Origin of the sequence: Nonomuraea sp. AD125B (genome assembly GCF_041402765.1) — a bacterium.
Classification (GTDB): Bacteria; Actinomycetota; Actinomycetes; order Streptosporangiales; family Streptosporangiaceae; genus Nonomuraea; species Nonomuraea bangladeshensis.
Genome location: NZ_JBGLOU010000002.1, coordinates 219,247 through 246,028 on the forward strand (window position 1 = coordinate 219,247; position 26,782 = coordinate 246,028).

Here is a 26,782-nt window from a genome sequence, read left to right on the forward strand (position 1 = left end):
CCGCCGGTCACCGGCAGAAGGCCGACATGCCGAGCACTGACCTGACGCCGCCGAGCAGGTGCTGGACGAAGTACTGGTCGCCTTCCATGGGCTCGTCGGTCCAGGCCCTGACGTCGTGGCCGAGGGTGGTCAGCCAGGCCTTGCCGCCGTCGTAGTACTGGCACCAGCTCACCGGATGGTGCTCGCCGTGCCCGGGGTGGCCGAGGTTGCCGCGTACGCCCCGGGCCAGGCTGCGCTCGTCCACCTCGGCCAGGACGCGGACGCGGGTGGGGGCGGGGACGAGGTTGTACCACTCGTCGGAGAAGGCCCAGGTCCTGGGCAGGCCCTGGGTGGAGGCGTCGCGCCGGTCGACGGTCTCGACGGTGCCGGGCTGGTTGGCGCTGTGGTCGTAGAAGTTGGCGTTGCCGAGCAGTCCTTCGTACCAGGGCCAGTTGTATTCGGTGCCGAAGGCGTTGTGCACGCCGATGAAGCCGCCGCCGGCCCTGACGTACTGGCGCAGCGCCGTCTGCGCGGCGTCGTCGAGGGCGTCGCGGGTGGTGCTCAGGAACATCACCGCGTTGTAGCCCAGCAGGCGTCCCGCCGAGGAGAGCTGCGTGACGTCCTCGGTGTAGTCGACGGCGAAGCCGTTCTCCTGGCCCAGCTTCACCACGGCCCTGACGGCGACGTTGTCGTCGCCCAGCGGCGGGTTGAGCCCGGGGCCGAGCGGGGTGCCGAGGTGGGCGTGCCGCGGGCCGGCGGTACGGCTGTAGACGAGCAGCTTGTAGCCCTTGGCCGGGTCGAAGTTGCCCCAGTCGTGGTAGCAGCGCGGGTCGGTGCCGCGGCAGACGCCGTAGTCGGGATCGCCGAGGTTCCCTGCGGGCTCCGGGGAGGCGGCGGAGCTCGGGGCGGTGGCGGTGAGCAGGAGGAACGCTGCTCCGGTGGCCGCGGCGACGGAGAGTTTGCTGCGCATGGGCACCTCGCATGGAGACCGCTAGGTGGAACAGTTGGTCCACTCGGGGGCTTGAGCGTAACGACAGATCCTCACCACGACAAGCTCTTGAATTCACCGGCGGCCCGAGCTTAAGGTGCGTCCGTCTTACGGTTCTCCTGGTCCGCTTGATGGACCACCGAAGATTGGGTGCCCGTGGAACGACGTCACTTCCTCCTCGGCGCGGCAGCCACGCTGACCGCCTCCGCCGCCCTCCCCGACCCCGCCGAGGCCGCCGCCCCGCCGCTGGAGCGGCAGCCCGCGTCGCTGGGCGTGACGGGCAAGGACTTCCCCAAGGTCTGCGGCAACCTGGGCAATCACAACTACTCGCCGCTGAGGCGGATCACGCCCCGCACGGTGCAGCGGCTCGGCGGCGCCTGGCACGTCAACCTGGAGGGCGGCAGCACGTCGGCCGCCCAGCAGAGCACCTGCGTCGTGCAGAACGGCGTCCTGTACGTCCAGACCACCCAGCAGAACGTCTTCGCCGTGGACGGCAGGACCGGCGCCGTCAGGTGGAAGACCAACCTCGGCACCAGGCAGACGAACATGCGCGGCGTCGCCCTGGGCGAGGGCCTGGTCTTCTCCACCTCCGGCGCCAACATCGTGTACGCGCTGAAGCAGGACACCGGCGAGATCGCCTGGCAGCGGCAGCTCATCACCGACGGCGAGGGCGGCGGCGACACCGGCGGCTGCGACCCGCAGAACGGCCAGTGCGGCGGCCTCACCGGCACCCTGGCCGGCGCGGTCGTCTACTGGGACGGGCTGATCTACGTCGGCATGCAGGGCAGCACCGGCGGCGCGCGCGGCCGGGCGTACGCGCTGAAGGCCGCCACCGGCGAGGTCGCCTGGACGTTCTGGTCGTGCCCCGGCGAGGGCCAGTTCGGCAACGACACCTGGGAGGGCGAGTCCTGGAAGACCGGCGGGGCCGTCCCGTGGATCCACCCGGCCGTCGATCCGGACCTCGGCCTGGTCTACTGGACGTTCGGCGGCTCCTACCCGCGCCTGGACGGCTCCGGCCGGGGCGGCGACAACCTGTTCGCCAACTCGATCGTGGCCATCGACGCCAAGACCGGCCTGCGGAAGTGGCATTTCCAGTCGGTGCACCACGACATCTGGGACCTCGACAACGTCATGGCGCCGGTGCTGATCGACATCAAGGTCAAGGGCCGCATGCGTAAAGCCGTGGTGTACGGCAGCAAGGTCGGCATGTTCTACATCCTCGACCGGGCCAGCGGCGAGCCGCTGCACGGCATGGAGGAGCGCCCGGTCCCCCAGGACCCGCGGCAGAAGACGGCGGCCACGCAGCCGTTCCCGGGCGGCGAGCCGTTCATCACGCAGGCTCCCGAGTTCGGCAAGGCCACCCGGCCGGTGCCGTTCTACGCCTGGGGCGGGCTGTACACGCCGCACTGGGACCGGGCGACGATCATCTTCCCGGGGGCGGGCGGCGGCGCCGACTGGGCGCACCTGTCGTACAACCCGCACACGGGCTGGATCTACGTCGGCTACGGGCTGATCAACTCCGGCTTCTCCAACAGCCGCGACGGGCGGGTCAACACCTCCCGCCCCCTCGGCGAGCACTTCGCGGGCGGGATCGCGGCAGTCGATCCGCGGACCAACACCCCGGTGTGGACGCTGGACCGGGAGTGGTCACTCGCCCACGGCAACGGCATCCTGACCACGGCGGGGCGGGTGATGTTCCAGGGCGGGCCCGACGGGGTGCTGCACGCCATGGACGACACCGACGGCCGCGTCCTGTGGAGCTTCCAGTGCGGCGCCGGGGTGCACACCAGCCCGATCAGCTACGAGATCGACGGCGAGCAGTACGTCGCGGTGCTGGCGGGCGGCAACGGCCTGCCCTACCCGGACATCCCGAGGGGCGACCACCTGTGGGCGTTCAAGCTCGGCGGCAAGGTCCCGCCGGCCGCCACGCCGACGCCGCCGAAGAAGCGCAACGACATCCGCACGGCCGCCGTCACCGGCACCACGGTCACGCTCGGCCGGGTATGGGACGCGGCGAACCAGCGGCCCGGCGCGACCGAGAACACCGTGGCCCAGAACGCCATGTCACCCCAGCACCTGCGGGTCCCCAAGGGCACGACCGTAACCTTCGTCAACCCGGCCGGCAACGCCTTCGCACACGCCGCCGTCTCGTTCTTCGAGTACGAGTTCGACACCGGCGTCCTGATGCCCGGCCAGTCCTTCACCCACACCTTCGACACCCCGGGCGAGTACTTCTACAACGACGCGATCTTCCCGCAGAACACCGGCAAGATCGTCGTTTACTGAGCGGCCGGCTCCGGAGCCGTGGCACAGTCCTCGGTATGGCGTTGGATGATCTGCCGGACTGGTTGCCGGGCTGGTGTCTGGACCAGCTGGGCTCCGAACCCGCCGACGTGCTGTTCCAGCTGCGGCAGACGTCGGCGGTGTTCGGTCTCCGGCTGGCCGACGGCAGGGACGTCGCGGTCAAGACCCGCGCCGATGACGGCCGGGCCGCGTCGTGTGTCGCGGCGCAGGCTCGGCTGGCCGAGCGCGGGTTTCCCTGTGCCCGGCCGCTCACGCCGGCGGTCGGCGTCGGCGCGCTGGCCGTGCACGCCGAGGAGTTCCGCCCCGGCGGGGAGGTGCTGCACGGGGACTCGCCGGACGTGGCCGTGCGTTACGCGGAGGTGTTCGCCCGGCTGATGGCCGAGCTGACCGGCGTGACCGTCGCGCCGCCGCTGCCGAACCCGCGCTGGGTGCGCTGGGACCACGCGGATCGCGGGGTGTGGCCGGCCATCGCGTTCCTCGATGAGCGGGATCAGCGCGCGGTGCCCGCGTACGTCGTCGACACGGCCGACCGGGCCCGCAGGCGGATGCTGGCCGCCGGCCTGCCGTGCGTGCTGGGCCACGCCGACTTCGAGGCGCAGAACCTCCGATGGCACGGCCGGGAGATATGGACGGTGCACGACTGGGACAGCCTGGCCTGGCAACCGGAGGCGGCGCTGGCAGGCGCGGCGAGTGGCGCGTTCGCCAGCGCCGGGCCGCCCACGCTGGCGCCGATCGAGAGCTCCGAGGCGTTCCTTGAGGTCTATCAGGACGTTCGGGGGCGCGCGTTCACGGCCGAGGAGCAGGAGGTCGCGTGGGCGGCCGGCTTGTGGCCGGCCGCGCACAACGCCCGATGGGAAGCGCTCCACGGCGACGCCCCGGTGTCCGGCGACGCGCTCAGGGCACAGGCGGCCGAACGCCTCCGCCGAGCGAACGCCTGACCCGGCAGGGCTCGCCGCAGCGTTCAGAGCCAGGTCGGCAGGACGGACGGCGGGATCGGCCCCTTGTTGCGCCGTCCCTGACCGGTCTCCTCCCAGGCGTGCGCCAGGATCCCCACGGACCTGCTGAGCACGAACAGCCCGCGCGCCAGCGGGGCGGGAAAGCCCAGCTCGGCGTAGACCACGGCGGTCGCCCCGTCGATGTTCATCGGCACCGGCGCGATCAGCCGCTCCACCTCCAGCGCGGCCCGCAGAAACGTTCCGGTCACCACCCCGGCCGCGACCGCCTCCGACACCAGGCCGAGCAGCGGATCGCGACGCGGATCGCGCCGGTGGAAGCGGTGACCGAAACCGGGCAGGTACTTGTCGGTGGCGCGCCACCGGGCGACCACGGCGGCCGGATCCCCGTCCGCCACCACCTCCTCCAGCAGCCCGACGCACTGCTCACCAGCGCCCCCGTGCACGTCGCCGAGCAGGTTGACGCCGGTGGCGACGGCGTTGTTGAGCCCCACGCCGCAGGTGGCGGCCATCCGGGCGACGGCGATGGACGGCGCGTGCGGCCCGTGGTCGACCGACGAGACGAGCGCCGCCTCCAGCAGCGCCGCCCGGCGGGGGTCGGGCCGTTCGCCGCGCAGCATGAGCCAGATCAGCTCGGCGAAGCCGATCCGCCCGATGAGGTCCTGGACCGGCTCTCCGCGCAACTCGATGAGGTCGGGCTCGACCCGCGAAACGGCGGTGGCCCACCAGTCGGCCGCCGCGGACGTCGGCCCGTTCACCGTACGGCCTCGAACTCGGCGTTGTGCTGCCCGAGCAGCGGGGCGGGCCCGCGTGGGCGCAGGGCGACGCCGTCCATGACCACGCCGTTGCCGGTGACGGTGACCGGCCGCTCGCCGGATCCGGGCAGCGGCACCTCGGTCAGGAAGCCGCGGTGGCGTACCTGGTCGAGGGCGAGCGCCTGGGGGACGGTGAGGATGCGTGCGGCGGGGACGCCCTCCCGGGAGAGCAGTTCCTCCCACTCCAGCGCGGTCCTGGCGCGGAGCGCCTTGTTGAGCTCCTGGTTGAGTGCCTGCCGGTGGTTCTTGCGCGCCTCCCGCTCGGCGAAGCGGGGGTCGGCGGCCAGGTCGGGCCGGCCGACGAGCCGGCACAGCGTCTCGAACTGGGCCTGCTGGTTGGCGGCGATGTTGAGCGGCCCGTCGGCGGTCTCGAACGTGCCGGACGGCGCGGCGGTGGCGTTCTGGTCGCCCATCGGCTCCGGCTCGACCCCGCTGACGAGGTAGTTGGAGACGGTCCAGCCCATCGCGGAGATCGACGCCTCCAGCATCGACAGGTCCAGGAAGCAGCCGCGCCCGCCGCGCTGCCGCCCGGCCAGCGCCGCGCAGATCGCCAGGCCCGCCATCAGCCCGCCGACGGTGTCGCAGATGGGGAAGCCGACGCGCAGCGGAGCCGTGTCGGGTGTGCCGGTGACGCTCATCATGCCGGACAGCCCCTGGATGATCTGGTCGTAGGCGGGGGCGCCGCTCATCGGGCCGCTCTGCCCGAAGCCGGAGATCGCGCAGTAGACCAGGCCGGGGTTGAGCTCGCGCAGGCGCTCCCAGCCGTAGCCGAGCCTGGCCATCACCCCGGCCCGGAAGTTCTCCAGCAGGACGTCGGCCTCGGCGAGCATCGTCTCGAAGGCGGCCCGCCCCGCCGGGCTCTTCAGGTCGAGCTCGACCGACTTCTTGCCCGCGTTCTGGGCCAGGAAGGAGGCGCCCATCCGCTCGCGGTTGAGCTCGGGGTCCGGCCCCAGCCGCCGGGCGAGGTCCCCGGCGCCGGGCAACTCGACCTTGACCACCTCGGCGCCGAACAGCATCAGTTGATAGCTGCAGTACGGGCCCGCCAGAACGTTGGTCAGGTCCACGACCTTGACGCCGTCCAGTGGCAACTGCTGACGATGCATTCACGCTCCATAGAAGTCAGGTCAGAGGGTGGTCGAACCCGCGCTCCGACATTCGCTTGGCCGCCTCGCGCAGATCAGCGGTGAACTCCTCGACCCGGTCCTCGGTGAAGCGGACCGTCGGCCCGCTCAGCGTCAGCGCCGCCACGATCGCCCCCGAGCCCCCCACGACCGGGACGGCGACCGCCGACAGGCCGGGCTCGCGTTCGCCGTGGCTGACCGTGAAGCCGTCGCGGGCGGCCTGGCCGATCCACTCCCGCAGGGTCGTCAGATGGGCCTCCCCGTACGGGGAGGAGCGGGCCACCCTGACGAGCAGCCGCTCCGGCGCGTCCCTGAGCAGGATCTTGGACGAGGCGCCGGCCCACAGGGGCAGCTCGTCGCCGACCCGCACCACGTGGCGCAGCGGCTGCGGGCTCTCCTGCTGGGCGATGCAGATGCGGTGGGTGTCGCGCAGCACGTAGAGGTTGACGGTCTCGCGGTGCCGGGCGCTCAGCTCGCGCATGAGCTGCACGGTCTCCGGCGGCAGCTCCCACGCCGAGCGGGCCAGGTGCGCCCAGCGCCACAGCGCGGGCCCCGCCGCGTAGCCCTTCGGCGTGGCCCACAGCAACCCCATGTGTTCCAGGGTCTGCAGCAGGCGCAGGGCCGTGGTCTTGGCCAGCCCTGTCTCGTCGACGACCTCACGGATGGTCAGGGTCCGCCGGTTCTCGGTGAGCAGCGAGAGGATGTCGAACGCGCGCTGAACGCTGCGTACGCCCCCGCTCTCCCCCGACCCCGACCCCGACCCCGCAGACATGTTCGAAGGCACGGATCCTCACTAGTGGGTTGAAGGTGAATCTGCGCTCACCCTCTCACGTGGTCCGTACGCTAACACCCAGTCCGCTTGGCGGTCCAGAAGCTCCATCCAGCGGTTCACGTGACCCTCTTGCCAGAACCTTCGCCGTGCTCTTACCGTGAGGCAATCCACAGTGCGGAGTCAAAGAACCACTGCGCGGATCAATGGGAGTCCTCAACCATGAACACCATCAACGAAGCCGGGTGCTTTGTCGCCGGGGAGTGGTTGACCGGCGGCGAACAGGCCGAACGCGTCGGCCCCTATTCACGGCAGGTCGTCAGCCGGGCCCGCACCGCCCAGGCCGGCGACCTCACCGCGGCCCTGGCCTACGCCCGGCAGGCGGCGAGACAGGTCGCGCGGCTGGCGCCCGCCACACGGGCCGACATCTTGGAACGCGCCGCCGCGTCCGTCACCGCGCAGGGCGAGCGGCTGGCGGGCCTGCTGGCCGTGGAGCTGGGCAAACCGCTCAAGGACGGGCGCGGCGAGATCTTACGTGTCGCCGACACCCTGTCCGTCGCCGCGGCCGAGGCGCGGATGATCGGCGGCGAGGTGCTGCCGGTGGCGGGCTGGGGCCGCGGGGTGGGCAACACCGCGATCACGCAGCGCGCCCCGGCCGGCCCGGTGCTCGCGATCACCCCCTTCAACGCCCCGGCCAACCTGCTGGCCCACAAGCTCGCCGCGTCCTTCGCGGCCGGGAACACCACGATCGTCAAGCCGCCGCCGCAGGCTCCCGCGGTCTCGACCGCCCTGGTGGAGATCCTCCTGGAGGCGGGGATGCCGGTGGAGGCGGTGCAGATCCTGCACGGCGGCGGTGACGTGGGCGCGCGGCTGTGCGCCGCCCCGGAGATCGCCGTCGTCAGCTTCACCGGCGGCGTCACGGCCGGGCACGCCGTGGCCCACGCCGCCGGCCCGAAGCGGGTCATGCTCGAACTCGGCGGCAACGCCGCCACCATCGTCTGCGAGGACGCCGACATCGCGGAGGCGGCGCGGGTGTGCGCGCGCACCGGCTACAGCAACTCGGGTCAGAGCTGCATCTCCGTGCAACGCGTCTACGTGCACCGCAGCCGGTTCGAGGAGTTCGCCGAGGCGCTGACGGCCGAGGTCAAGGGCCTGGCCGTGGGCGATCCCCTGGACCCGGCCACCGACGTGGGCTCCATGGTGGACGACGACGCGGCCGAGCGGGTGGTCCGCTGGACCGCCGAGGCCGCCGGCCAGGGCGCCCGGGTGACGGCCGGCGGCACGCGCGAGGGCGCGGTGATGGCGCCGACCGTCGTCGTCGGCCCGCCCGCCGAGGCCAGGGTGGTGCGGGAGGAGGTGTTCGGCGCGCTGGTGGCCGTGCTCCCGTACGACGGCTTCGAGGAGGTCGTCGAGGAGTGCAACCGCAGTCCGTACGGGCTGCAGGCCGGGCTGTTCACCCACGACGTGCGCCGCATCGTGACCGCCTGGCGCGAGCTGGAGGTCGGCGGCCTGGTCGTCAACGGCTCGTCCAACTTCCGCCTCGACCACGTCCCGTTCGGCGGCGTGAAGGACTCCGGCATCGGCCGCGAGTCGCCGCGCTGGATGATCGAGGACTTCACCGTGACCAAGACCCTCCTGCTCAAGGGCCTGACCATCTGGGGAGAGCAGTGACCACCACGGCCGCCCGCGCCCTCGTCGCCCAGCTCGAAGAGCTCGGCGTCGAGTACGTCTTCGGCACCTGCGGGCACACCAACATCGCGGTCCTGGACGCGCTGGCCGACAGCCCGATCCGCTTCGTCATCGCCCGCCACGAGCAGGCGGCGGCGCACGCCGCCGACGGCTACGCCCGTGCCTCCGGCAGGCCGGGTGTGCTGCTCGTGCACGTGGGCCCCGGCCTCACCAACGCGGCGACCGGCGTCATGACGGCCGCGCTGGACTCGGTGCCGCTGGTGGTGATCTCCGGCGACATCCCGTCCTACTACCACGGCCGGCACCCGCACCAGGAGATCAACCTGCACGCCGACGCCGACCAGGCGAGCGTGTTCCGGCCGTTCGTCAAGCGGGCCTGGAACGTGCACCGGGCCCAGGATCTCGGCCGCTTCGTCGAGCGCGCGTTCTGGACCGCCACCACGGGCCGGCCGGGGGCGGTGCTGGTCAACGTGCCGATGGACGTCTTCTCCCGGCCCGCCGCGCCGCACCCGCCGATCAGCAGGACGGCCCCGCCCGGGCTGCCGGAGGAGACCGCGCGGCTGATCGCCTCCCGCCTCGCCGGCGCCGAGCGCCCGCTGATCTACGTGGGCGGCGGCCTGCGCGAGGACCCCGAGCCCCTGATCCGGCTGGCCGAGCACCTCGACATCCCGATCGTGCACTCGCTCATGGCCAAGGGCACGGTTCCCGACGCGCATCCGCTGGTCCTCGGCATGCCGGGCTTCTGGGGTCTTGAGCTCACCAACGCCTGCGCCCGCGAGGCGGACGTGGTGCTGGCCCTCGCCACCCGCTTCGCCGAGACCGACGCCAGCTCCTGGGACCCCCGCTTCACCTGGGACTTCTCGCACAGCACGCTGATCCAGATCGACATCGACCCGGCCGAGATCGGCCGCAACTACCCGGCGGAGATCGGCGCCGTCGCCGACGTGCGGCTCGCCGTCACCGCGATCGCGGACGCCGTCGCGGCCCACCCCGCCCGCTCCCGGGACGAGGTCCGCAAACAGATCGCCGGCGCCCGCTCGGAGCTGTACGCGGCCAGCCGGGAGCGCGGCCTGAGCGACGATTTCCCCTTGCGCCCCGAGCGCATCCTGAAGGACCTGCGGGACACGCTGCCGCCGGACGCGGTCCTGGTCACCGACGTGGGCTGGAACAAGAACGGCGTCGCCCAGTGCTACGAGCTGCCCGCCGAGGGCCGCTTCATCACGCCGGGAGGCGCCTCCACGATGGGCTTCGGCCCGGCCGCCGCGGTCGGCGTGCAGCTCGCCGAGCCGGGCAGGACCGTGATCGCGCTGATCGGCGACGGCGGCATGAGCGCGCAGCTTCCCGCCGTGCCGCTGGCGGTCGAGCAGGGCGCCCCGGTCGTGTTCGTGGTGATGAACAACCGCTCGCACGGCACGATCTCGGACCTGCAGTCGGCGCACTTCGGCCGCAGCCACGGCTGCGACTTCACCGACCCCGCCGGGCGGCCCTACAGCCCCGACTTCGCCGCGCTCGCGCGGGCGTGCGGCGCCGACGGCCACACCGTCGCCGCCCCTTCCGACCTCGGCCGGGCGCTGCGCGAGGCCGTCGAGAACCGGCGGCCCGCCGTCATCGACGTGCCGATGGTCAACGAGCCGGTGCCCACGCCGGGGCACTGGAACATCAAGGACATCTATCAGGGCCACTTCGCCGACTGAGCGGCCTGACCAGGCTGCCCGCCCTCCGGGCCGGAACCGTTGCGCTTTCGAGATTCCCTCAGCGTTTCCCGTCGCCTATAACGAACGTACTAGTCCGTGAATTAGTCCTCACCCACCCCCCTAGAGGTGAACCGTGCGTTTCACGAGATTCCCCATCGCAGCCGCGGCACTGATAGCCCTCGCCGCGTGCGCCCCGCCCGGCCAGTCCACCGACTCGGGAGCCACCGCCACCGGCCCCATCAAGATCGCCAACGTCAACGCCCAGAGCGGCCAGCTCAGCTCGCTCGGCCAGTGGGAGCACAAGGGCGTCAAGCTCGCCATCGACGAGGCCAACAAGGCCGGCGGCGTGAACGGCCGGCAGATCCAGCTCGACCTGTTCGACAGCCAGGGCGACCCCACCGTCGGCACCAACGTGGCCAGGAAGATCGCCGCCGAGGGCTACATCGCCATGCTCGGCACCGCCGAGAGCGCGGTCACCCTCGCCATGGCGCCGATACTCAAGGACGCCAAGATCCCCAACATCACCTCGGGGCAGTCGCCCAAGCTGGCCGAGCTGAAGAGCCCCTTCCTCTTCCTCAACGCTCCCACCAGCGTCACCTTCGACGAGACGCTCGCCAAGTACCTGGTGGACGAGAAGGGCCACAAGAAGATCGCGCTGATCAGCAACAACGGCGCGTACGGGGCGGGCGAGCACGACGCCTTCCTGAGCTCGCTCAAGACCAGGAACGTCACCCCCGTGGCCGACGAGGTGGTCACCCCCGACCAGAAGGACTTCAACGCCAACCTGGCCAAGATCCGCGAGCAGAGCCCCGACGTGCTGTTCATCGGCGCCGAAGAGGTCCAGTCGGGGCTGATCGCCAAGCAGGCCCGCGAGCTCGGCATCAAGGCCGTCTTCGCCGGCGGCGCCCCCGTGGGCACCGACGTGTACGCCACCACCGCCGGCCTCGACAACGCCGAGGGCACCATCGTCAGCTCCCCCTACCTGAGCAACGAGGCCACCCCGGAGATCAAGGAGTTCGCCGCCAAGTACAAGGCCGCCTACAACGAGGACGCCCGCATGCACGTCGCCAAGGCTTACGACGGCGCGTCCATCCTCATCGAGGCGCTCAAGCAGACGAACGGCGAGGGCGGCCAGAAACTCGCCGACGCCATCCGCGGCGTCAAGCGCGCCGGGCTGCTCGGCGACTACACCTACGACGCCAACGGCGTCGGCATCCACGCCACCAAGATCGGCCTGGTCAAGGACGGCAAGGTCGTGCCCGAGGCCGCGAGCTGACGTGCAGGTCTTCCTTCAGACCCTGATCGGCGGGGTCACGTTCGGAGCGGTGTACGCGCTGGTGGCGATGGGGTTCTCGATCGTCTACCGGACGATGGGGCTGGTCAACTTCGCCCACGGCAGCGTCGTCATGATCGGCGCCTACGCCGCCTCCACCTTCTACCTGGCCACGCGGCTCCCCTTCGCCGTCGCGATCGTGGTCGCCATCGCGGTGACGGCGCTGATCGGCCTGGTCATCGAACGGTTCCTGCGCCCGCTGGAGAACAAGGACTTCACGCTGATGCTGATCGGCACGATCGGCTTCGGCGCCGTCCTGGAGGCGGGCGCGGTGCTGATCTGGGGCGCCACCGGGCACGCCGTGCCGTCCCCGGTCGCGACGGGGCCGATCGACGTGGCCGGCATCCGCATCCCCACCTACAGCCTGCTGGTGATCGCGGTCGCCGCGGCCGCGACCGGGCTGCTGGCGCTGTTCCTGCAGCGCACCAAGCGGGGCGCGGCCATGCAGGCCGTCGCCATGGACCACCAGGCCGCGACCGCGGTCGGCATCCACGTGGGCCGCAGCAACGCCATGGCCTTCGCCATCGGCGCGGGCCTCGCCGCGCTGGCCGGCAGCCTGATCGGGCCCATGCTGTACGTCAACCCGACCATGGGCGGCACCCTCGGCATCAAGGGCTTCGCCGCCGCCATGCTCGGCGGCTTCGGCAGCATGCCCGGCGCGATCGTCGGCGGCCTCGCCTTCGGCCTGCTCGACAGCTTCGCCGCCGGCAACTTCCAGGAGTACTCGGAGCTGGTCACGTTCCTGGTGTTCGCCGTGGTGGTCATGATCCGCCCGACCGGCATCTTCGGAGAGGCAACGGTGAACCGGGCATGAAGCGCTGGCTAGGGCTCGTCCCGCTGATCGCGGCGGCCTGGTTGCTGCCCTACACCCTGGGCGGTTACGCCATCCACGTCGCCGACGTCGCGATCATCTTCGCCGTCCTCGCCGTCGGGCTCGGGCTGACCATGGGCGTGGCCGGGCAGATCAACCTGGCCCAGGTCGCGTTCTTCGGGGTGGGCGCGTACGCGGTGGCGATCCTCACCACCGAGGCCGGCCTCGGCTTCTGGACCGCCGCCGTGCTGGCCGTCCTCATCGCCGTGGTGTTCGGCGTGCTGACCGGCATCCCGGCGCTGCGCATGCAGTCGCACTACCTCGGCATCGTCACGCTCGGGCTGGCGCTGGCGTTCACCAACTGGGTCACCAACTCCACGATCGCGGGGCGCGCCGAGGGCATCAGCGACATCCCGGTGCCGCCCATGTTCGGCATCGACCTGTCCAGCGGCTACCTGTTCTACTACGTCGAGCTGGTCGTCTTCGCGGTCGCGCTGGCCTTCGCGCTGTTCGTCACGCACTCCCCGCTCGGCCGCCGCCTGCGCGCCATGCGCGACGACGACCTCGCGGCGGGCGCGCTCGGGGCGGAGATCCCGCTGCTGCGCATGACGGCGTTCGTGCTGTCCGGCCTGTACGGCGGCCTGGCCGGCGTCCTGTACGCCGGGCTGATCCGGTTCGTCGCGCCCGAGTCGTTCAACATCGCCAACATGTTCCTGCTGCTGGCCATGGTCATCATCGGCGGGCGGAGCAGCGTCCTCGGCTGCGTCGTCGGCGCGGTCGCGCTGTCGCTGGTCAGGGAGGCGCTGCTGGACGCGTCCGGCTACGCGCAGCTCGGCTACGGCCTGGTGGTCGTGCTGGTGGTGGTGTTCGCGCCCAAGGGACTGGCCGGGCTGCCCGGGCAGCTCCGGTCCCTGCTGCGCCGGCGGACCGGCGGCTCGCGGGCCCAGCTCGGCGCGTTCCGGCCCTACGACCCCGCGCCCGCCCCCTCCGGGGAGAGCGCTCTTGAGGTCCGGGAGGTGACCAAGCGGTTCAAGGGCCTGGTGGCGCTCGACAAGGTGTCGCTCAGCGTCCCCACGGGCCAGATCCGCGGCATCGTCGGGCCGAACGGCTCCGGCAAGACGACGTTGTTCAACGTGATCAGCGGCTTCTACGACGCCACGGAAGGGTCGGTGGAGCTCGGCGGGCGAGCGGCGACCGGGCTGGCGCCGTACCGGCTGTCGCTGCGCGGCGTGGCCCGCACGTTCCAGAACCTGCGCCTGTTCGAGGATCTCAGCGTGCGCGAGAACCTGCTGCTGGCGCTGGACCGCACCCGTACGAGCTGGATCTGGCGCTACGCGGTCCTGCCGTGGCAGGTGCTGGGCTACGAGCGCACGCTGCACCGGCGGACCGCGGAGCTGGTCGACCGCTTCGGGCTCGCCGAGGTCGCCGACGCCGAGCCGCGCTCGCTGCCCTACGGCATCCAGCGCCGCATCGAGCTGGCCAGAGCCATGGCCATGTCCCCCAGCCTGCTGCTGCTCGACGAGCCCGCCGCCGGGCTCAACGGCGAGGAGGTGCGCCAGCTCGCCGACATCGTCCGCTCCATCAGGGACTCCGGCGTCACCGTGATCATCATCGAGCACAACATGGGCCTCGTCATGTCGCTGTGCGACCAGGTCACCGTGCTGTCCAGCGGCAGGGTGATCGCCGACGGCCCGCCGGCCGAGGTCGCCGTGCACCCGGACGTCGTCGCCGCCTACCTCGGCGACTCGATGGCCGCGCCGACCGAGGAGACCGCAGAAGCCGCCGTCGAGGAGGCGACCCGATGACATCCGCTGGGAGCACGCTCACCGTCGAGGGGCTGTCCGTGCACTACGGCGGCGTGCGCGCCGCCCACGACGTCTCCTTCACCGTCGAGCCCGGCCAGTCGCTCGGCATCATCGGCGCGAACGGCGCCGGCAAGTCCTCCACCCTCAAAGCGATCATGGGGCTGGCGCCCCGGCAGGCCGAGGCCATCCGGTTCGGCGCGCACGACCTGCTGCGGGCGCCCGCGCACACGCTGGTCAGGCACGGCATCGGCTACGTCCCCGAGGGCAGGCACGTCTTCCCCGGGCTCACGGTGGAGAAGAACCTGCTGCTCGGCGCGTACGCGAGCAGCTGGAAGCACACCCCGATCGACGAGGTGTACGAGCTCTTCCCGGTCCTCGCCGAGATGCGCAACCGGCTGGCCGGCGCGCTGTCCGGCGGCCAGCAGCAGATGCTCGCGGTGGGCCGGGCCATGATGTGCCGGCCCAAGGTGATGCTGCTGGACGAGCCCTCGATGGGCCTGTCGCCCAAGCTCGTCGGCGACATCGCCGCCGCGCTGAAGAAGCTCAACGCCGACGGCCTGGCCATCCTGCTCGTGGAGCAGAACGCCAAGCTCACCTTCGACGTCACCACCACCTGCCTGGTCATGGAGAACGGCGAGATCGCCGCCGGCGGCGCCTCGGCGGAGCTGAGCGACGACCCCCGGGTCCGGCGCATCTATCTCGGTCTGTAGAACGTGAGGAGAGGGTCATGGTCCGTCGCAGAGAGTTGCTCGCGGGCGCCGTAGCCGCCGCGCTCGCGGGAGCGGGGCAGCCGCCCGCCGCCGCGGCCGTCCGGCGCTCCGGCCGCGACTTCCCCAAGGTCGGCGGCAACCTGGCCAACCACAACCACAGCGCCCTCCGCCGGCTGCACCCCGGCAACGTCAGGCGGCTGCGCGGGGCGCGGTCACCCGGCGCGGGGTGGCGGTCGGCGCGGGCAAGGTCTTCACCTGCGCCAACGACAACTGGCTGATCGCCCTCGACCAGCGCACCGGCCAGGTGGTCTGGGAGCGGCAGCACCACGGGTACGGCAACCTGGAGAAGGTCGCGGTCACCTACCACGACGGCCTGCTCCACTGCGGCACCAACGACGGCCCGAGGGGCGCGGCCCTCGCCTTCGACGCCGCCACCGGCGACCTGGTGTGGCACTTCTGGGGCACGGCAGCAAGACCGGCATGTACTACATCCTCGACCGCACCGACGGCTCCGCGCCGCTCGGCATCGACGAGGTGCCGGTGCCGCAGGAGCCCCGGCAGAAGACCTGGCCGACGCAGCCGTTCCCGCGCCAGGGCGGCTGGACCGAACTGACGCCGGCGCGGCAGCCGCTCGGCACCGAGGTGTCCGGCCTGCCGCACCGCGCCGTGCCGAACTACCGGATCGGGCCGCTCTACACGCCGCACTGGGACGAGCCGATCCTGACGATCCCCGGCCACGGCGGCGGGGCCGACTGGAGCGCCCATTCCTACAGCGCGAGCACCCGCCTGGTCTACACCGGCTTCGGCTACGTGGCGGCCGCCCACTCGCTGACGCGAGGCGTCCAACGGGCTGCGCCCGCCGGACGAGTACATGGCGGGCGGCGTCGTGGCCGTGGACCCCTCGACGAACCGGGTGCGCTGGAAGAAGAACCTGCCGTACTCGATGGCGCACGGCAACGGCGTCCTCACCACGGCCTCCGACCTGCTGTTCATCGGCCAGCCCGACGGCAACCTGCTCTGCCTGGACGCCCGCGACGGTCGCGAGCTGTGGCGCTGGCAGACCGGGGCCGGGGTCAGCAGCGCCCCCATCGCCTACGGGATCGACGGCGAGCAGTACGTCGCCGTCTACGCGGGCGGCACGAGCATCCCGTACGGGAACTCCGCGCCGCGCGGCGACCACCTGTGGGCCTTCAAGCTGGGCGGCGGCGCGCCCCCCGCGCCCACCCCGCCGCCTCCCGTGGTGCGGCGGCCGGTCTCCGGAGGCCCGGTGGACGGCGGCGCCGTGAACAACACCGTGGTCCTGGCCCGCGTCTACGCGGGCGGCCAGGTGGGCGCCGTCGAGTCCACGGCCGTCAACGCCATGGCCATCGACGACTGCCACAGCCCGCGGCCCACCGGCAAGATCGAGGTCACGGGCTGATCGATCAGGCGCCCGCGCCCCGCAGGTAGGCCACGACCGCGTCCCCCACCATCCGGCGCAGCCGTTCGCGGTGCGCCGGGGCGGTCATGTCCCGCCCGAACAGCGCCCCGAAGGTGTGCTGGTTGGCCACCCGGAAAAAGCAGTACGAGCTGATCAGCATGTGCACGTCGATGGCGTCGGCCTCGGTGACGAAGTCGCCGCTCGCCGTGCCCGCGTCGAGGATCGCCTCGATGAGGTCGAGCACGGGCGTGCCCAGGTTGGCCAGCGCCTGCGACTTGCGGATGTGCTCGGCCTGGTGGATGTTCTCGATCGTGACCAGCTTGATGAAGTCGCGGTGCGCGTCGTGGTGGTCGAAGGTCAGCTCGGCCAGGGTGCGGATGGCCTCCACCGGCGCCAGGTGCCCGACCTCGATCGCCTGCTCCACCTTGCGCACCTCGGCGTAGGCCTTCTCCAGCACCGCGATGAAGAGGCGTTCCTTGCTGCCGAAGTAGTAGTAGATCATGCGCTTGGTCGTGCGCATGCGGGCCGCGATCTCGTCCACCCGCGCTCCCGCGTAACCGTGGCGGGCGAACTCCTGCTGAGCGACCTCCAGGATCTCCGACTTGGTGCGGTCGGGATCCCGCTGGCGTTCAGGGGCTGCGGGTTGACTGGTCACCGGCTCATCCTAGGCACATCTTCCGCCTCAGACGGAGACGAGATCGGTCAGGTGGGCGAGCATCCGCTCGGTGTCCGGTTCCCGGCCGGTGAACAGCCGGAACGCGTGCACGGCCTGGAAGACGACCATGCCGCCGCCGTCCAGCGTCCGGCAGCCGAGCGCCCGCGCCTGTTCGAGCAGCTCCGTCTTCAGCGGCCGGTACACGATGTCGGCCACCCACAGCCCGGGACGCAGCAGCTCGGCGGGCAACGGCATCCCGGGATGGTGGGCCATGCCGGTGGGGGTGGCGTGCGCCAGTCCGTCCGCCCGCGCCAGTAGCTCCGGTAGCTGGGCGGCGTCCGCGGGGCGGGCCCGTCCCGCGCCGAAGCGGGCGGCCAGCTCGCCGGCGAGCGCGGTGGCCCGCGCCGGGTCGGCGTCGACCAGGGTGATGCGATCGGCGCCCAGGGTGAGCAGCGCGTGCGCGACCGCGGCCCCCGCTCCTCCCGCGCCGAGCTGGACGACGTGGTGGGCGGGCGCGTCGGGCAGCCCGCGGGCGAAGGACTCCGCGAAGCCCGTCCAGTCCGTGTTGTGGCCGATGGCCCGATCGCCGTCGAACACCACGGTGTTCACCGCGCCGAGCATGCGGGCGTCCGGCGACAGCTCGTCCAGGAACGGGATGATGTCCTGCTTGCAGGGGTGCGTGACGTTGAGCCCGTCGTAGCCGAACCTGCGTGCCGTGCGGACCAGCTCCCCCAGGTCAGCGCCCACGCGGTCGAGGTCGAGCAGCCGGTAGACGTAGTGCAGCCCGTGGTGCGCGGCCTCCTGCTCGTGCAGCTGCGGGCTCAAAGAGGGACCGATGCCCGAGCCGATCAGTCCGACCAGGTACGACTCCATCACGTCTCCCTTGAGGCCCGTTGACAGACCCTCCTAATGTACGTACTAGTGAGTTACGTGACCAGCGGTCTATGCCGCCTCGGTGGGGCCGGTACGCCGGACGGCCGCGTCGAGATGGCGGCGCGCCGCGGTGATCGCGAGGCGGGCGTGCTCCTTCGCGCCCACCTGGGCCACGAGGGTGGCCCGGGGGATCTCCAGGGCGTACGGGATTCCCGGCGGCAGGGCGCCGAGGATCCCGTGCACGTCGAGACCGCCCTCGCCGGGGAACAGGCGCTCGAAGCGAGCGGCGTGGACGACCTCCTCCTGCGTGGGCGGCGCCTCGGCCGGGGCATCGCAGACGTGGGCGAAGTGGAACCACTCCGGCGGCAGGTCACGCAGCTCGGCCAAGCTGGAGCCGGAGCGGGCGAAGTGGATCAGGTCGACGAGGATGCCCGCGTTGGGCTGGCGGGCGGCACGCAGGACGCGGACGGCCTCGGCGAGGTCGCCGGTCTGCGTCCACGACGGGAATTCCAGATCGACGGTGAGGCCGAGCGGCCTGGCCAGCTCGCACAGCCGCGCGCACCGGTCGGCCTTGCGGGCGAAGTCCGGGTCGGGAAGCTGCGTGATCACATGGCGGGCGCCGAGCTCTGCTCCCGCCTCCAGGAAGCGCACGAACTCCGCGGGATCGGCCTCGGGCGGGATCCGGGCGAGCTCGATGTCGAGCACCTGGATTCCCGTGGCCGCGAGCCGGACCTTGGTCGCCCGCATCAGCGCGGGGTCGGTGGCGAGGGGGTGGTGCGGCTCGTGCGGGGTGACCTTGGTCATGCGCAGGCCCACGTACCGGTAGCCGGCGTCGGCGGCGGCGCTCACCAGCTTCGGGGGCGACAGGCTCAACGCGGTCAGATGCGCCAGGGAGTAGTCGTGCGCGTGGTCGCCGCCGGCGAGGGCGGGCGCCCGTCTCAACGTGGTCAGCCGTCGCCTGCGGTGCGCGGCCATGCGCACCGCCGCGCTGTTCGGGGCGCCGTAGCCGGAGTAGCCGCCGACCCGCTGGACCACCTCGAAGAAGATCCGCGCGCCGATCATCTCGGTGCAGAAGTGCAGGTACTCGCCGTGCTGATCCCGGTCGTAGAGGATGGAGTGCCGTCTCATCGCCGCGAGCAGCTCCTGCGGCAACGCCAGGCGGGCATCGAGGTCGTCGTAGTAGTTGCCGGGGATCGTCAGCAGCGGCGCGCCGAGCGCCCGCATCGCCCGCGCCGCGGCGATCGCGTCGTCGGTGGTGAACGCGATGTGCTGCGGGCTCGGCACCGCCGGCGACCAGTCGCCCCGCCGGAGCGGCGCGGTGTTGAGGTTGATCCGTACGTGGTGCTGCGGGTCGGCCGCGGCCCGGCTGTGCATCAGCCCGAACGGCGCGGGCAGCGTGGTGGTCCGCGTCGCCCGCAGGCCGAGCACGGCGTGGTAGAAGAGCGCGGCCTGGTCGAAGTCGTCCACCGATTCGGTGAGCGAGACGTGGTCCGTCCCGGTCAGCAGGCCGTCGGGGCTGGCCTCGCGCCCGGTGGGGGCGAAATCGTCGAGCCAGTTGTCGTCCCCGCCCGTACGGCAGAAGAAGACGGCCGTTCCGTCCGGGGCCGCCACGGAGTTGAGATGCGCCTCCCCTTCCCGGCGGACCCGAGGGAGCACGGGCGCCAGCAGCCGCTCGGCGCGCCGCGCCGAACCGGCCGGGTCGGCGCTCTCCACGGCCAGCGCGCAGACGGCGGCGGTGCCCGCGGCCACTTTCCGTTGCGGCGCGAAGTTCAGCAGCAGCCGGGCCGCGCCCTGCGACCACAGCTGCACCGGCTTGGAACGATGCCGGCCGGCATGGGTGAACCCGAGCGCGGTGAGCACCCGCGCCACGACCGGGCCGGAGATCTCGTCCACGGCCAGCTCGGTGAACACGTGACCGCCCAGCCGCGGAGCCGGCGGCAGATCGGCCGGCCGGACGCGCTCACGCACCGTCGCCGGGCCGGCCGCGCCGACCGTCTCCTCCAGGGACAGCAGCGACCGCATCGCGTCCACGGCGACGTGCCGGGGGTCCGCCTGCCGGCAGACGTCGTTGAACACCTCGACCGAGAGCGGGCCGTCGTACCCGGTGGCGAGCACGTGACCGAGGAGCCCGGCCACGTCGAAATCGCCCTGCCCGGGGAACAGCCGGTGGTGCTCGCTCCACTCCCATGCGTCCATGTTCAGCCGTGGCGCGTCGGCGAGCTGCAGGTGGAACACCTTCGCTCCGGGCACGGCCCGGATCGCGGCGGGGTCGTCGCCGCGGGCGAACACGTGGAAGCTGTCGAGGCATAAACCGAGCGCGGGATGGTCGGCGCGGCGGACGATCCGCCAGGCGTGCTCGACGGTGTTCACGTACCGGCCCCAGGCCAGAGCTTCGTAGGCGATGCGCAGGCCACGCCGGGCGGCCCGCTCGGCCAGCGTGCGCAGCTGCTCCGCGGCGAGGTCGTCGTCGTCGACGGCGTGCGCGGCGGTCGTCGAGCAGACCGCCATCGTGGTCGCGCCGAGCTGCTCCAGCACGTCGAACTTGCGCTCCGCCCGGCGGAGATTGGCCTCGAACGCCTCGCGCGGCACCGCCTCGAAGTCATGGAACGGCTGATACAGGTGTATCGCCAGGCCCAGGTGGTCGCACTCCTGCCGGATCCGGCCCGGCGACCAGCTCGACACGATGAGGTCGTCCTCGTAGATCTCGATCCCGCCGAAGCCCGCGGCGGCGGCGGCCGCGAGCTTGTCCTCGAGCGTGCCGGAGAGACAGGCGGTCGCGAGCGCCGGCGAGGGGTTCGCGGGGCGGCGGCCGGCGGCAGGGGCCTTGCCACGATCAGCGGTGAGCATGAGGTCTCACCTTTCTGGACGCTGATTAACGAACTAGATACTTACTTATATGCCGAGACCGCCGCCGGCGGAAGGGCTCATACGAGCCGGATGCCGGTACCGGCTAGTTCCAGGCGCCGGGCACCTGGTAGGGGACCTTGCCTTCGAGTTGCTCCTGGTCGAGCACCTCGCCCTTCAGCGGCAGCGCGACGGTGACCGGCCGTCCCCAGGTGGAGTAGCGGGTGTCCGCTTCGACGCGGAGCACCTCCCCCTTCCCGTGGTGCAGGACTCCCTTGGCCGTGACCCGCTCCACCAGTCCGGCCGGGCTCAGACGGAGGGTGTAGGAGATGGTGCTGACGGGCTTGCTCCGGGAAGAGCCGCGGAAGCGTGAGGCGAAGGAATCAGACACCCCGACCAGCTCGTCGGCCTTGATCGTGCCCTTCACCACCCCGCCCCGCCAGGACGTGCGGCGCGCCAGCGCGGCCTTGAGCGTGGCCGGCTCCAGTATCTCCAGCAACGGATTGCTGGCGGGCAGATCGGTGTGCGGGTAGCGGACCCAGTTCGTGCCCTGCGGCAGTACGTCGGCGAAGCGGGGGCCCGAGACGTAGTCGTCGTGGCCCGACGAGATCACCCTCAGGGGCGTCTCTTCCACGGCGGCGTACTCCGCCAAGCCGAGTTCCTTCAGACCGCTCCTCATCACCTTGCTGTACCGCGCGCGCTGGGACGTATCAGAGGCGATCTCGCCCTGCGGCCCGAACCCCACCATGCCGTCCAGCTTCAAGGTGTAGTACACGCCGTGACCGTGATCCACCTTCGCGGTGTACACGATGTCCACGCCCTTGCCGCGGATCAGAGCCGCCCGGAGCGCCGTCACCGGGTCGGTCCCGGGCGCTGCCTGCGCAGGGGCGGAGAGGAGCTGCGCCAGACCCGCGATCAGCATGACGCCCACGACGGTTCGCTTCATCACGTTCCCCTGGGATCGGTCGGAGGGACGCAACAATCTTGTGCATACAAGATCAACTGTCAAGCCGAACCACGATCATGATGAGCCCTGCTGGAGCTTCACGTAGCGGTGGGCGGGGACGACGATGGGTCCGGTCTCGCTCGGCGCGAGGTGGTCGAACGGCCCTTCGTCGACCCAGCCGTTCCGCTCGTAGAACCGGCGGGCGCGTACGTTCCCCGCGACGACCGCCAGCCACGCCCGCCCGTGACCGTTGGCCGCGACGAGGCGTTCGGCCTCGGCGAGCAGCGCGGTCGCCACGTCGCCGCCGCGGTGCTCCCTGGCCACGTAGACCTGCTCCACCTCGTCCCCGGCCACCATCACGAAGCCGGCCACGGTGCCCCCGACGATCGCGACGACCGTGTCCGCGATCCGCTGCTCCGCGCGTTCGCCGAACGATTCCGGGGTCCTGACCGCCGCGAGCGCGTCGGGGACGTTGCCCCGGTGCCCGTCGCCCCAGCCCTCGTGCCAGATCCTGGCGATCTCCTGCGCGTCTTCATGCCTCGCGGGACGCAGCTGCACGCTCCGACTCCTTCACGACTCCGCGGCGGCGGCGCTGAGCTCCACCTGCCACCGGCAGATTATCCCGGAGATCGGCCCGGCTCCGATGAGGTGGTGCTTCCCGGTAGTGCTAGGGTCATCGAACATGAAAACCATTCCCATTCGTTGGGGTGTGGCGGCCGCTGTGCTGACCCTGGCCACCGCGTGCGGTAGCGGCAGCGGTACGGCGGCGACCACCGCTTCCCCGGCGACCCGGGTGACGAGTTGCGGACTCCCCCTGACGATCCAGGCCCCGCCGCGACGGGCGGTGGCCATGGAACAGAACGCGGCAGAGATCATGCTGACCCTGGGGCTGGCCGGCCGCATGGCCGGCACGGCGTACCAGACCGACCCGGTGCTCCCCGAACTGGCGCAGTCCTACGCGAAGGTGCCCGTGCTGGCCGAGCAGTACCCGGGCCGCGAGGCGCTGCTGGCCGGCAAGCCCGACTTCGTCTACTCCATGCGCGCCTCGGCCTTCGCCCCCGAGGCCGCCGGGTCGCGCCAGGACCTCGCCAGGCTGGGCGTCCCCGCGTACCTGTCGTCCAACGACTGCGAGGACCGGGCGCTCATCCCCGCCACCGCCGAGTTCGAGGCGATCTTCAAGGAGATCGACGACATCGCCACCGTCTTCGGCGTGCAGGAACGGGGCCGGTCCGTGGTCGCCGACCTGCGCCGGCGGCTGGAGGCGGCCGAGCGCGCGGCGCCGGCGAACCTCGACGCCGACATCATGTGGTACTACTCCGGCACCAAGACCCCCGCCATCGCCGGTGACACCGGCCTGCCCGGCACGATCACCCGGCTGCTGGGGGCGCGCAACGCATTCGCCGACGTACAGCAGCAGTGGCCGGAGGGCAACTGGGAGGAGATCGCCGCCCGCGACCCCGACGTCATCGTGCTGGCCGACCTGACCCGCGGCGGCGACGGCGACAGCGCCGAGGCCAAGAAGCGCTTCCTCCGCGGCGACCCCGTCGCCTCCAGGCTCACCGCGGTCAGGAACGAGCGCTTCATCGTCGTCCCGGGCTCCTCCGTGGACCCGTCCATCCGCGCCGTCACCGCCGTCGAGCAGGTCGGCCGCGGACTGACCAGCCTGTACGCACCCGCCAAGGAGAACGCATGACCGCCCCCGTCCTGACCCCGCGCGACCTGCTGGCCCGTTGGGAGGAGCAGCAGAGCGCGTACGTCGCCCACCGCGAGAACCGTTTCGAGGTCATGCTGGACGTCCTGCGCCTGCACTGCCCCGCCGAGCCGACCGTGCTGGACCTGGCCTGCGGGCCCGGCTCGATCGCTGACCGGGTGCTGGCCCGCGTGCCCGGCTCCCGCGTCGCCGCCGCCGACCACGATCCCGTGCTGGCCCGGCTCGCCGAGACCGTGCTCAGCGAGTACGGCGACCGCGCCACCGTCGTCGACGCCGACCTGGCGGAGCCCGGCTGGAGCCGGCGCTTCGCCGACCGGCGCTTCGACGCCGTCCTGACCTCGACCGCGCTGCACTGGCTGTCCCCGTCCCAGCTGCTCGGCGTCTACACCGAGCTGGCCGCGATCCTGCCGCCCGGCGCGGTCCTGCTCAACGCCGACCACCTGCGCTTCGGCCCCGGGCACCCCACCCTCGCCGAGCTCTCGGCCCGCCACGACGAGCAGGTGCGGCAGGCCGCCTTCACCGCCGGAACCCCCACCTGGGACGCCTGGTGGACCCTGGCCGGGCAGCTGCCCGACCTCGCCGAGCGGGTCCCCGAGCGCGAGCGGCGCTTCGCCGATCGCCCGCCCCAGCCGCTCGCCCCGCTGCCCTTCCACCTCGCCGCCCTGCGCACGGCCGGCTTCACCGAGGTGGGCACCGTCTGGCAGTACCTCGACGACTACGTCGTCTTCGCCAGGCGATGAGGACGGCATCCGCGATCAGCGCCGGCCTGCTGCTCCTGCTGCTGTCGATCGCGGCCGCCTCCGTGGTGGGGGCGGCCGGGCTGTCCCCCGCCGACGTGCTGCGGACGGTCGCGGCCCATGCCGGCCTGCCGGTACGGCCGCTCGCGCCGCTGGACGACGGCATCATCTGGGAGCTGCGCCTGCCGCGGGTCCTGCTGGCGGCGCTGGTGGGGGCCGGCCTGTCGGTGTGCGGGGCCGTGCTGCAGGCGCTGACCCGCAATCCGCTGGCGGACCCGTACCTGCTGGGCATCTCCTCCGGCGCCTCCACCGGGGCGGTGGCCGTACTGGTCCTGGGGCTGGGCACCGGCGCCGCGGCGCTGTCGGCGGGCGCCTTCGGCGGCAGCGCGCTCGCCTTCTGCTGCGTGCTGGCCATGATCGGCAGGCGGTTCGGCAGCACGGTCCGCGTCGTGCTGGCCGGGGTCGTGGTCTCCCAGCTGTTCAGCGCCCTGACCAGCCTGACCGTGATCTGGGCGGCGGACGCGCAGAGCACCCGCGGGGTCACCTTCTGGCTGCTGGGCTCGCTGGCCTCGGCGAGCTGGGCGAGCGTGGCCCTGTGCGCCGTGGTCGCGGCGGCGGGCATGACGGCCTGCTGGGCGGCCTCGTCGGCGCTGGACGCGTTCGCCTTCGGCCGCGAGGCCGCCGCGTCGCTGGGCATCGCGCCGGCCAGGACGGAGCTGATCCTGTTCACGGTCACCGCGCTCACCACGGCGGTGCTGGTCGCGGCGAGCGGCGCGATCGGGTTCGTCGGCCTGATCGTCCCGCACGCCGTACGCGCCATGACCGGGGGCCGGCACCGCGCGCTGCTTCCCGCCTGCGCCCTGTACGGCGGCGTGTTCCTGCTGGCCGCCGACACCGTCGCTCGCACCGCCTTCGCCCCCCGCGAGATCCCCGTCGGCGTGCTGACGGCGCTGATCGGCGTGCCCGCCTTCGCGCTCGTCATGCGGCGGAGAAAGGAGACACCGGCGTGAGCCTGCGCGCCCACGACGTCAGGTGGACGGCCCAGGGCCGGCCGATCGTCGACGGGATCACCGTCGCGTTCACCCCGGGCGGCCTGACCGGGCTGCTCGGCCCGAACGGCTCCGGCAAGTCCACCTTCCTGCGGCTGCTCGCCGGGCTGCTCCGGCCGCACGGCGGCACGGTCCTGCTCGACGGCCACGACCTGGACCGCCTCCCCCGGCGCGACGTCGCCCGCCGCCTGGCCGTGGTCGCCCAGGAGGTCAGCACCGACGCGGAGCTGACCGTCCTGGACGTGGCGCTGCTCGGACGCATCCCCCACCGCCGCCGCCTGGCGGCCTCGACCGGCGAGGACGATCTCGTACACGCCCGCCGCGCCCTGCGCCGGTGCGGCGTCGCCGAGCTGGAGCACCGCCGCTGGTCCACGCTCTCCGGCGGCGAACGCCAGCGGGTGAACATCGCCCGCGCCCTCGCCCAGGAACCCACGGAGCTGCTACTGGACGAACCCACCAACCACCTCGACATCGCCCACCAGCTCGCCCTGCTGGACCTGCTCGCCGCGACCCCGGTCACCGTCGTCACCGCCCTGCACGACCTCAACCTCGCCGCCCAGTACTGCGATCAGCTCCTGCTGCTGCACCAGGGGCGGCTCGTCGCCGCCGGCCCTCCGGCGGAGGTCCTCACGGAGGAGACGGTGGAGCGGGTCTACCGCGTACGAACGGAGATCACCCGCTCCGCCGCCGGCCGTCCGAGCCTGCGTTTCCTGAGGTGACGGGCTAACTCCGCCAACGAGCCCTTCGACGAGCGGCCTCGGAGGCGAGAACCTCCAGATTCGCCCTGACGACACGGGTCGTGGGGTGATCACCTCCAGCACTCGCTCACAGTCGCTGAGGGTGGTCGTGCACAGCGCGACGGCCCGGCCCAGATCCCCCGCCGCCTGGTAGGCGCTGACGAGGTAGATGCGGGAGGCCAGGGTCGATGGGTGGTCGGGGCCGAGGACGCGTTCGCGGTCGTTGAGGGTGGCCTCGTGCAGCGGGATGGCCCGGCCCAGGTTCCCCGCCGCCTGGTAGGCGTCGGCCAGGTAGAAGCGGGAGGTGAGGGTGGAGGGGTGGTCGGGGCCCAGCACCCGCTCATCGTCGCTGACGCTCACTTTGAGCAACTGGATGGCCCGCTTCAGTTCACCCGCTGCCTGTAGGGCGATGGCGAAGGTGCTGCGGCAGGTCAGGGTGTCGGGATGGTCGGGGCCCAGCACCCGCTCGCAGTCGCTGACAGTGGCCTCAAGCAGTTGGATGGCCCCATCCAGGTTCCCCGCCGTACGGTAGGCGCCGGCGAGGTAGACGCGGGAGGACAGGGTCGCGGGGTGATCAGGACCGAGCACGCGCTCCCGTTCCGCCAGCGTCTGCTCGAACAGCGCGACGGCTTGGTCCAGCTCCCCCGCCTCCTGGTAGGCGTTGGCCAGGTAGGTGCTGCAATTGAGGGTGTCGGGGTGGTCGGGGCCGAGCACCCGCTCATAGTCGGCGGCCGTGGCCTCGAACAGCTGGGTGGCCCGCTTCAGGTCCCCCGATGCCTGATAGGCGCCGGCCAGGCTGGTGCGGGTGGCCAGGGTCGCGGGGTGATCAGGACCGAGCT

General features: G+C 72.1%; 24 protein-coding genes and 1 pseudogene. 15 read left to right on the top strand and 10 right to left on the bottom strand.

The window, feature by feature from the left end; all coding sequences use genetic code 11:
- Positions 1-7: 7 nt before the first annotated feature.
- Positions 8-949 carry a ThuA domain-containing protein gene (locus ACBR40_RS05895; protein ID WP_371247764.1) on the bottom strand — a complete coding sequence of 314 codons (942 nt, stop codon included), beginning with the start codon at positions 947-949 and terminating at the stop codon, positions 8-10.
- 174 nt (positions 950-1,123) lie between these two features.
- Here ACBR40_RS05895 and ACBR40_RS05900 point away from each other — a divergent pair, with 174 nt between their 5' ends.
- The gene (locus ACBR40_RS05900) at positions 1,124-3,253 is read left to right on the top strand and encodes a PQQ-binding-like beta-propeller repeat protein (protein WP_371247765.1); all 2,130 of its coding nucleotides are present in this window, start codon (positions 1,124-1,126) and stop codon (positions 3,251-3,253) included.
- A 35-nt stretch (positions 3,254-3,288) separates the two neighbouring features.
- Positions 3,289-4,209 (top strand): hypothetical protein, encoded by a 921-nt coding sequence (locus ACBR40_RS05905; RefSeq protein WP_371247766.1) that lies wholly within the window; start codon positions 3,289-3,291, stop codon positions 4,207-4,209.
- Between the two features lie 23 nt (positions 4,210-4,232).
- On the opposite strand, the gene ACBR40_RS05910 is transcribed toward ACBR40_RS05905, so the two are convergent.
- From ACBR40_RS05910 to ACBR40_RS05920, 3 genes are read right to left on the bottom strand one after another with little or no spacing between them, the layout of a single operon-like run.
- Complete coding sequence (locus ACBR40_RS05910) at positions 4,233-4,982, bottom strand: citryl-CoA lyase (RefSeq protein WP_371247767.1); 750 nt, start codon at positions 4,980-4,982, stop codon at positions 4,233-4,235.
- Positions 4,979-6,142 carry a CoA transferase gene (locus ACBR40_RS05915; RefSeq protein ID WP_344207875.1) on the bottom strand — a complete coding sequence of 388 codons (1,164 nt, stop codon included), beginning with the start codon at positions 6,140-6,142 and terminating at the stop codon, positions 4,979-4,981. Before ACBR40_RS05915 ends, ACBR40_RS05910 begins: the two co-directional genes overlap by 4 nt.
- Positions 6,143-6,158: 16 nt before the next feature.
- Positions 6,159-6,932, bottom strand: a complete 774-nt coding sequence (locus ACBR40_RS05920; RefSeq protein ID WP_371247768.1) for an IclR family transcriptional regulator — start codon at positions 6,930-6,932, stop codon at positions 6,159-6,161.
- A 219-nt stretch (positions 6,933-7,151) separates the two neighbouring features.
- On the opposite strand from ACBR40_RS05920, the gene ACBR40_RS05925 reads away from it, so the two are divergent.
- From ACBR40_RS05925 to ACBR40_RS05965, 9 genes are all read left to right on the top strand, one after another.
- Positions 7,152-8,600: an aldehyde dehydrogenase family protein gene (locus tag ACBR40_RS05925; protein WP_371247769.1), complete on the top strand. Its 1,449-nt coding sequence runs from the start codon at positions 7,152-7,154 to the stop codon at positions 8,598-8,600.
- Positions 8,597-10,312: a thiamine pyrophosphate-binding protein gene (locus ACBR40_RS05930; RefSeq protein ID WP_371247770.1), complete on the top strand. Its 1,716-nt coding sequence runs from the start codon at positions 8,597-8,599 to the stop codon at positions 10,310-10,312. Before ACBR40_RS05925 ends, ACBR40_RS05930 begins: the two co-directional genes overlap by 4 nt.
- Before the next feature lie 133 nt (positions 10,313-10,445).
- A complete protein-coding gene (locus ACBR40_RS05935; RefSeq protein ID WP_344207871.1) occupies positions 10,446-11,588 on the top strand; it encodes an ABC transporter substrate-binding protein in 1,143 nt (380 codons plus the stop codon).
- A 1-nt stretch (position 11,589) separates the two neighbouring features.
- The gene (locus tag ACBR40_RS05940; protein WP_344207870.1) at positions 11,590-12,459 is read left to right on the top strand and encodes a branched-chain amino acid ABC transporter permease; all 870 of its coding nucleotides are present in this window, start codon (positions 11,590-11,592) and stop codon (positions 12,457-12,459) included.
- Entirely contained in the window at positions 12,456-14,261 is a 1,806-nt protein-coding gene (locus ACBR40_RS05945) for an ATP-binding cassette domain-containing protein (RefSeq protein ID WP_371247771.1), read from the top strand. The genes ACBR40_RS05940 and ACBR40_RS05945 overlap by 4 nt, the downstream gene beginning before the upstream one ends.
- On the top strand, positions 14,258-14,971 hold the full coding sequence (locus ACBR40_RS05950) for an ABC transporter ATP-binding protein (RefSeq protein ID WP_371247772.1): 714 nt from the start codon (positions 14,258-14,260) through the stop codon (positions 14,969-14,971). Before ACBR40_RS05945 ends, ACBR40_RS05950 begins: the two co-directional genes overlap by 4 nt.
- A gap of 17 nt (positions 14,972-14,988) precedes the next feature.
- Entirely contained in the window at positions 14,989-15,249 is a 261-nt protein-coding gene (locus ACBR40_RS05955) for a hypothetical protein (RefSeq protein ID WP_371247773.1), read from the top strand.
- Positions 15,198-15,584: a PQQ-binding-like beta-propeller repeat protein gene (locus ACBR40_RS05960; protein WP_371247774.1), complete on the top strand. Its 387-nt coding sequence runs from the start codon at positions 15,198-15,200 to the stop codon at positions 15,582-15,584. Before ACBR40_RS05955 ends, ACBR40_RS05960 begins: the two co-directional genes overlap by 52 nt.
- A gap of 258 nt (positions 15,585-15,842) precedes the next feature.
- Positions 15,843-16,391, top strand: coding sequence for a PQQ-binding-like beta-propeller repeat protein (locus ACBR40_RS05965; protein WP_371247775.1), 549 nt, complete (start codon positions 15,843-15,845; stop codon positions 16,389-16,391).
- A 4-nt stretch (positions 16,392-16,395) separates the two neighbouring features.
- Here the strand turns inward: ACBR40_RS05965 and ACBR40_RS05970 are convergent, their stop codons facing one another.
- The 5 genes from ACBR40_RS05970 to ACBR40_RS05990 all read right to left on the bottom strand — a co-directional run bounded on the left by ACBR40_RS05970 (position 16,396) and on the right by ACBR40_RS05990 (position 22,267).
- Positions 16,396-17,046, bottom strand: coding sequence for a TetR/AcrR family transcriptional regulator (locus ACBR40_RS05970; RefSeq protein ID WP_344207865.1), 651 nt, complete (start codon positions 17,044-17,046; stop codon positions 16,396-16,398).
- Between the two features lie 27 nt (positions 17,047-17,073).
- The gene (locus ACBR40_RS05975; protein WP_371247776.1) at positions 17,074-17,919 is read right to left on the bottom strand and encodes a shikimate dehydrogenase; all 846 of its coding nucleotides are present in this window, start codon (positions 17,917-17,919) and stop codon (positions 17,074-17,076) included.
- A 69-nt stretch (positions 17,920-17,988) separates the two neighbouring features.
- Positions 17,989-20,766 (bottom strand): TIM barrel protein, encoded by a 2,778-nt coding sequence (locus ACBR40_RS05980; RefSeq protein ID WP_371247777.1) that lies wholly within the window; start codon positions 20,764-20,766, stop codon positions 17,989-17,991.
- A gap of 103 nt (positions 20,767-20,869) precedes the next feature.
- Positions 20,870-21,709 carry a hypothetical protein gene (locus ACBR40_RS05985; protein WP_344207861.1) on the bottom strand — a complete coding sequence of 280 codons (840 nt, stop codon included), beginning with the start codon at positions 21,707-21,709 and terminating at the stop codon, positions 20,870-20,872.
- 75 nt (positions 21,710-21,784) lie between these two features.
- Complete coding sequence (locus ACBR40_RS05990; protein WP_371247778.1) at positions 21,785-22,267, bottom strand: N-acetyltransferase family protein; 483 nt, start codon at positions 22,265-22,267, stop codon at positions 21,785-21,787.
- A 292-nt stretch (positions 22,268-22,559) separates the two neighbouring features.
- Here ACBR40_RS05990 and ACBR40_RS05995 point away from each other — a divergent pair, with 292 nt between their 5' ends.
- The 4 genes from ACBR40_RS05995 to ACBR40_RS06010 are packed head-to-tail and all read left to right on the top strand — an operon-like array spanning position 22,560 to position 25,925.
- Positions 22,560-23,402, top strand: a complete 843-nt coding sequence (locus tag ACBR40_RS05995) for an ABC transporter substrate-binding protein (protein ID WP_371247779.1) — start codon at positions 22,560-22,562, stop codon at positions 23,400-23,402.
- On the top strand, positions 23,399-24,160 hold the full coding sequence (locus ACBR40_RS06000) for a class I SAM-dependent methyltransferase (protein WP_371247780.1): 762 nt from the start codon (positions 23,399-23,401) through the stop codon (positions 24,158-24,160). The genes ACBR40_RS05995 and ACBR40_RS06000 overlap by 4 nt, the downstream gene beginning before the upstream one ends.
- Positions 24,157-25,167 (top strand): iron chelate uptake ABC transporter family permease subunit, encoded by a 1,011-nt coding sequence (locus ACBR40_RS06005; protein ID WP_344207856.1) that lies wholly within the window; start codon positions 24,157-24,159, stop codon positions 25,165-25,167. Before ACBR40_RS06000 ends, ACBR40_RS06005 begins: the two co-directional genes overlap by 4 nt.
- The gene (locus ACBR40_RS06010; protein ID WP_371247781.1) at positions 25,164-25,925 is read left to right on the top strand and encodes an ABC transporter ATP-binding protein; all 762 of its coding nucleotides are present in this window, start codon (positions 25,164-25,166) and stop codon (positions 25,923-25,925) included. The genes ACBR40_RS06005 and ACBR40_RS06010 overlap by 4 nt, the downstream gene beginning before the upstream one ends.
- A gap of 192 nt (positions 25,926-26,117) precedes the next feature.
- Here the strand turns inward: ACBR40_RS06010 and ACBR40_RS06015 are convergent.
- A pseudogene (locus ACBR40_RS06015) lies at positions 26,118-26,756 on the bottom strand (tetratricopeptide repeat protein); the annotation flags it as partial.
- Between the last annotated feature and the right edge of the window lie 26 nt (positions 26,757-26,782).

Excerpts from the sequence above, each read along its gene's own strand:
- ACBR40_RS05975 (WP_371247776.1), bottom strand. The coding sequence starts at position 17,919 with ATGGAGTCGTACCTGGTCGGACTGATCGGCTCGGGCATCGGTCCCTCT.
- ACBR40_RS05950 (WP_371247772.1), top strand. The coding sequence starts at position 14,258 with ATGACATCCGCTGGGAGCACGCTCACCGTCGAGGGGCTGTCCGTGCAC.
- ACBR40_RS06000 (WP_371247780.1), top strand. The coding sequence starts at position 23,399 with ATGACCGCCCCCGTCCTGACCCCGCGCGACCTGCTGGCCCGTTGGGAG.
- ACBR40_RS05985 (WP_344207861.1), bottom strand. The coding sequence starts at position 21,709 with ATGAAGCGAACCGTCGTGGGCGTCATGCTGATCGCGGGTCTGGCGCAG.
- ACBR40_RS05955 (WP_371247773.1), top strand. The coding sequence starts at position 14,989 with ATGGTCCGTCGCAGAGAGTTGCTCGCGGGCGCCGTAGCCGCCGCGCTC.
- ACBR40_RS05915 (WP_344207875.1), bottom strand. The coding sequence starts at position 6,142 with ATGCATCGTCAGCAGTTGCCACTGGACGGCGTCAAGGTCGTGGACCTG.
- ACBR40_RS05905 (WP_371247766.1), top strand. The coding sequence starts at position 3,289 with ATGGCGTTGGATGATCTGCCGGACTGGTTGCCGGGCTGGTGTCTGGAC.
- ACBR40_RS05925 (WP_371247769.1), top strand. The coding sequence starts at position 7,152 with ATGAACACCATCAACGAAGCCGGGTGCTTTGTCGCCGGGGAGTGGTTG.
- ACBR40_RS05945 (WP_371247771.1), top strand. The coding sequence starts at position 12,456 with ATGAAGCGCTGGCTAGGGCTCGTCCCGCTGATCGCGGCGGCCTGGTTG.
- ACBR40_RS05965 (WP_371247775.1), top strand. The coding sequence starts at position 15,843 with ATGGCGGGCGGCGTCGTGGCCGTGGACCCCTCGACGAACCGGGTGCGC.
- ACBR40_RS05920 (WP_371247768.1), bottom strand. The coding sequence starts at position 6,932 with ATGTCTGCGGGGTCGGGGTCGGGGTCGGGGGAGAGCGGGGGCGTACGC.
- ACBR40_RS05980 (WP_371247777.1), bottom strand. The coding sequence starts at position 20,766 with ATGCTCACCGCTGATCGTGGCAAGGCCCCTGCCGCCGGCCGCCGCCCC.
- ACBR40_RS05895 (WP_371247764.1), bottom strand. The coding sequence starts at position 949 with ATGCGCAGCAAACTCTCCGTCGCCGCGGCCACCGGAGCAGCGTTCCTC.
- ACBR40_RS05995 (WP_371247779.1), top strand. The coding sequence starts at position 22,560 with ATGGAACAGAACGCGGCAGAGATCATGCTGACCCTGGGGCTGGCCGGC.
- ACBR40_RS06005 (WP_344207856.1), top strand. The coding sequence starts at position 24,157 with ATGAGGACGGCATCCGCGATCAGCGCCGGCCTGCTGCTCCTGCTGCTG.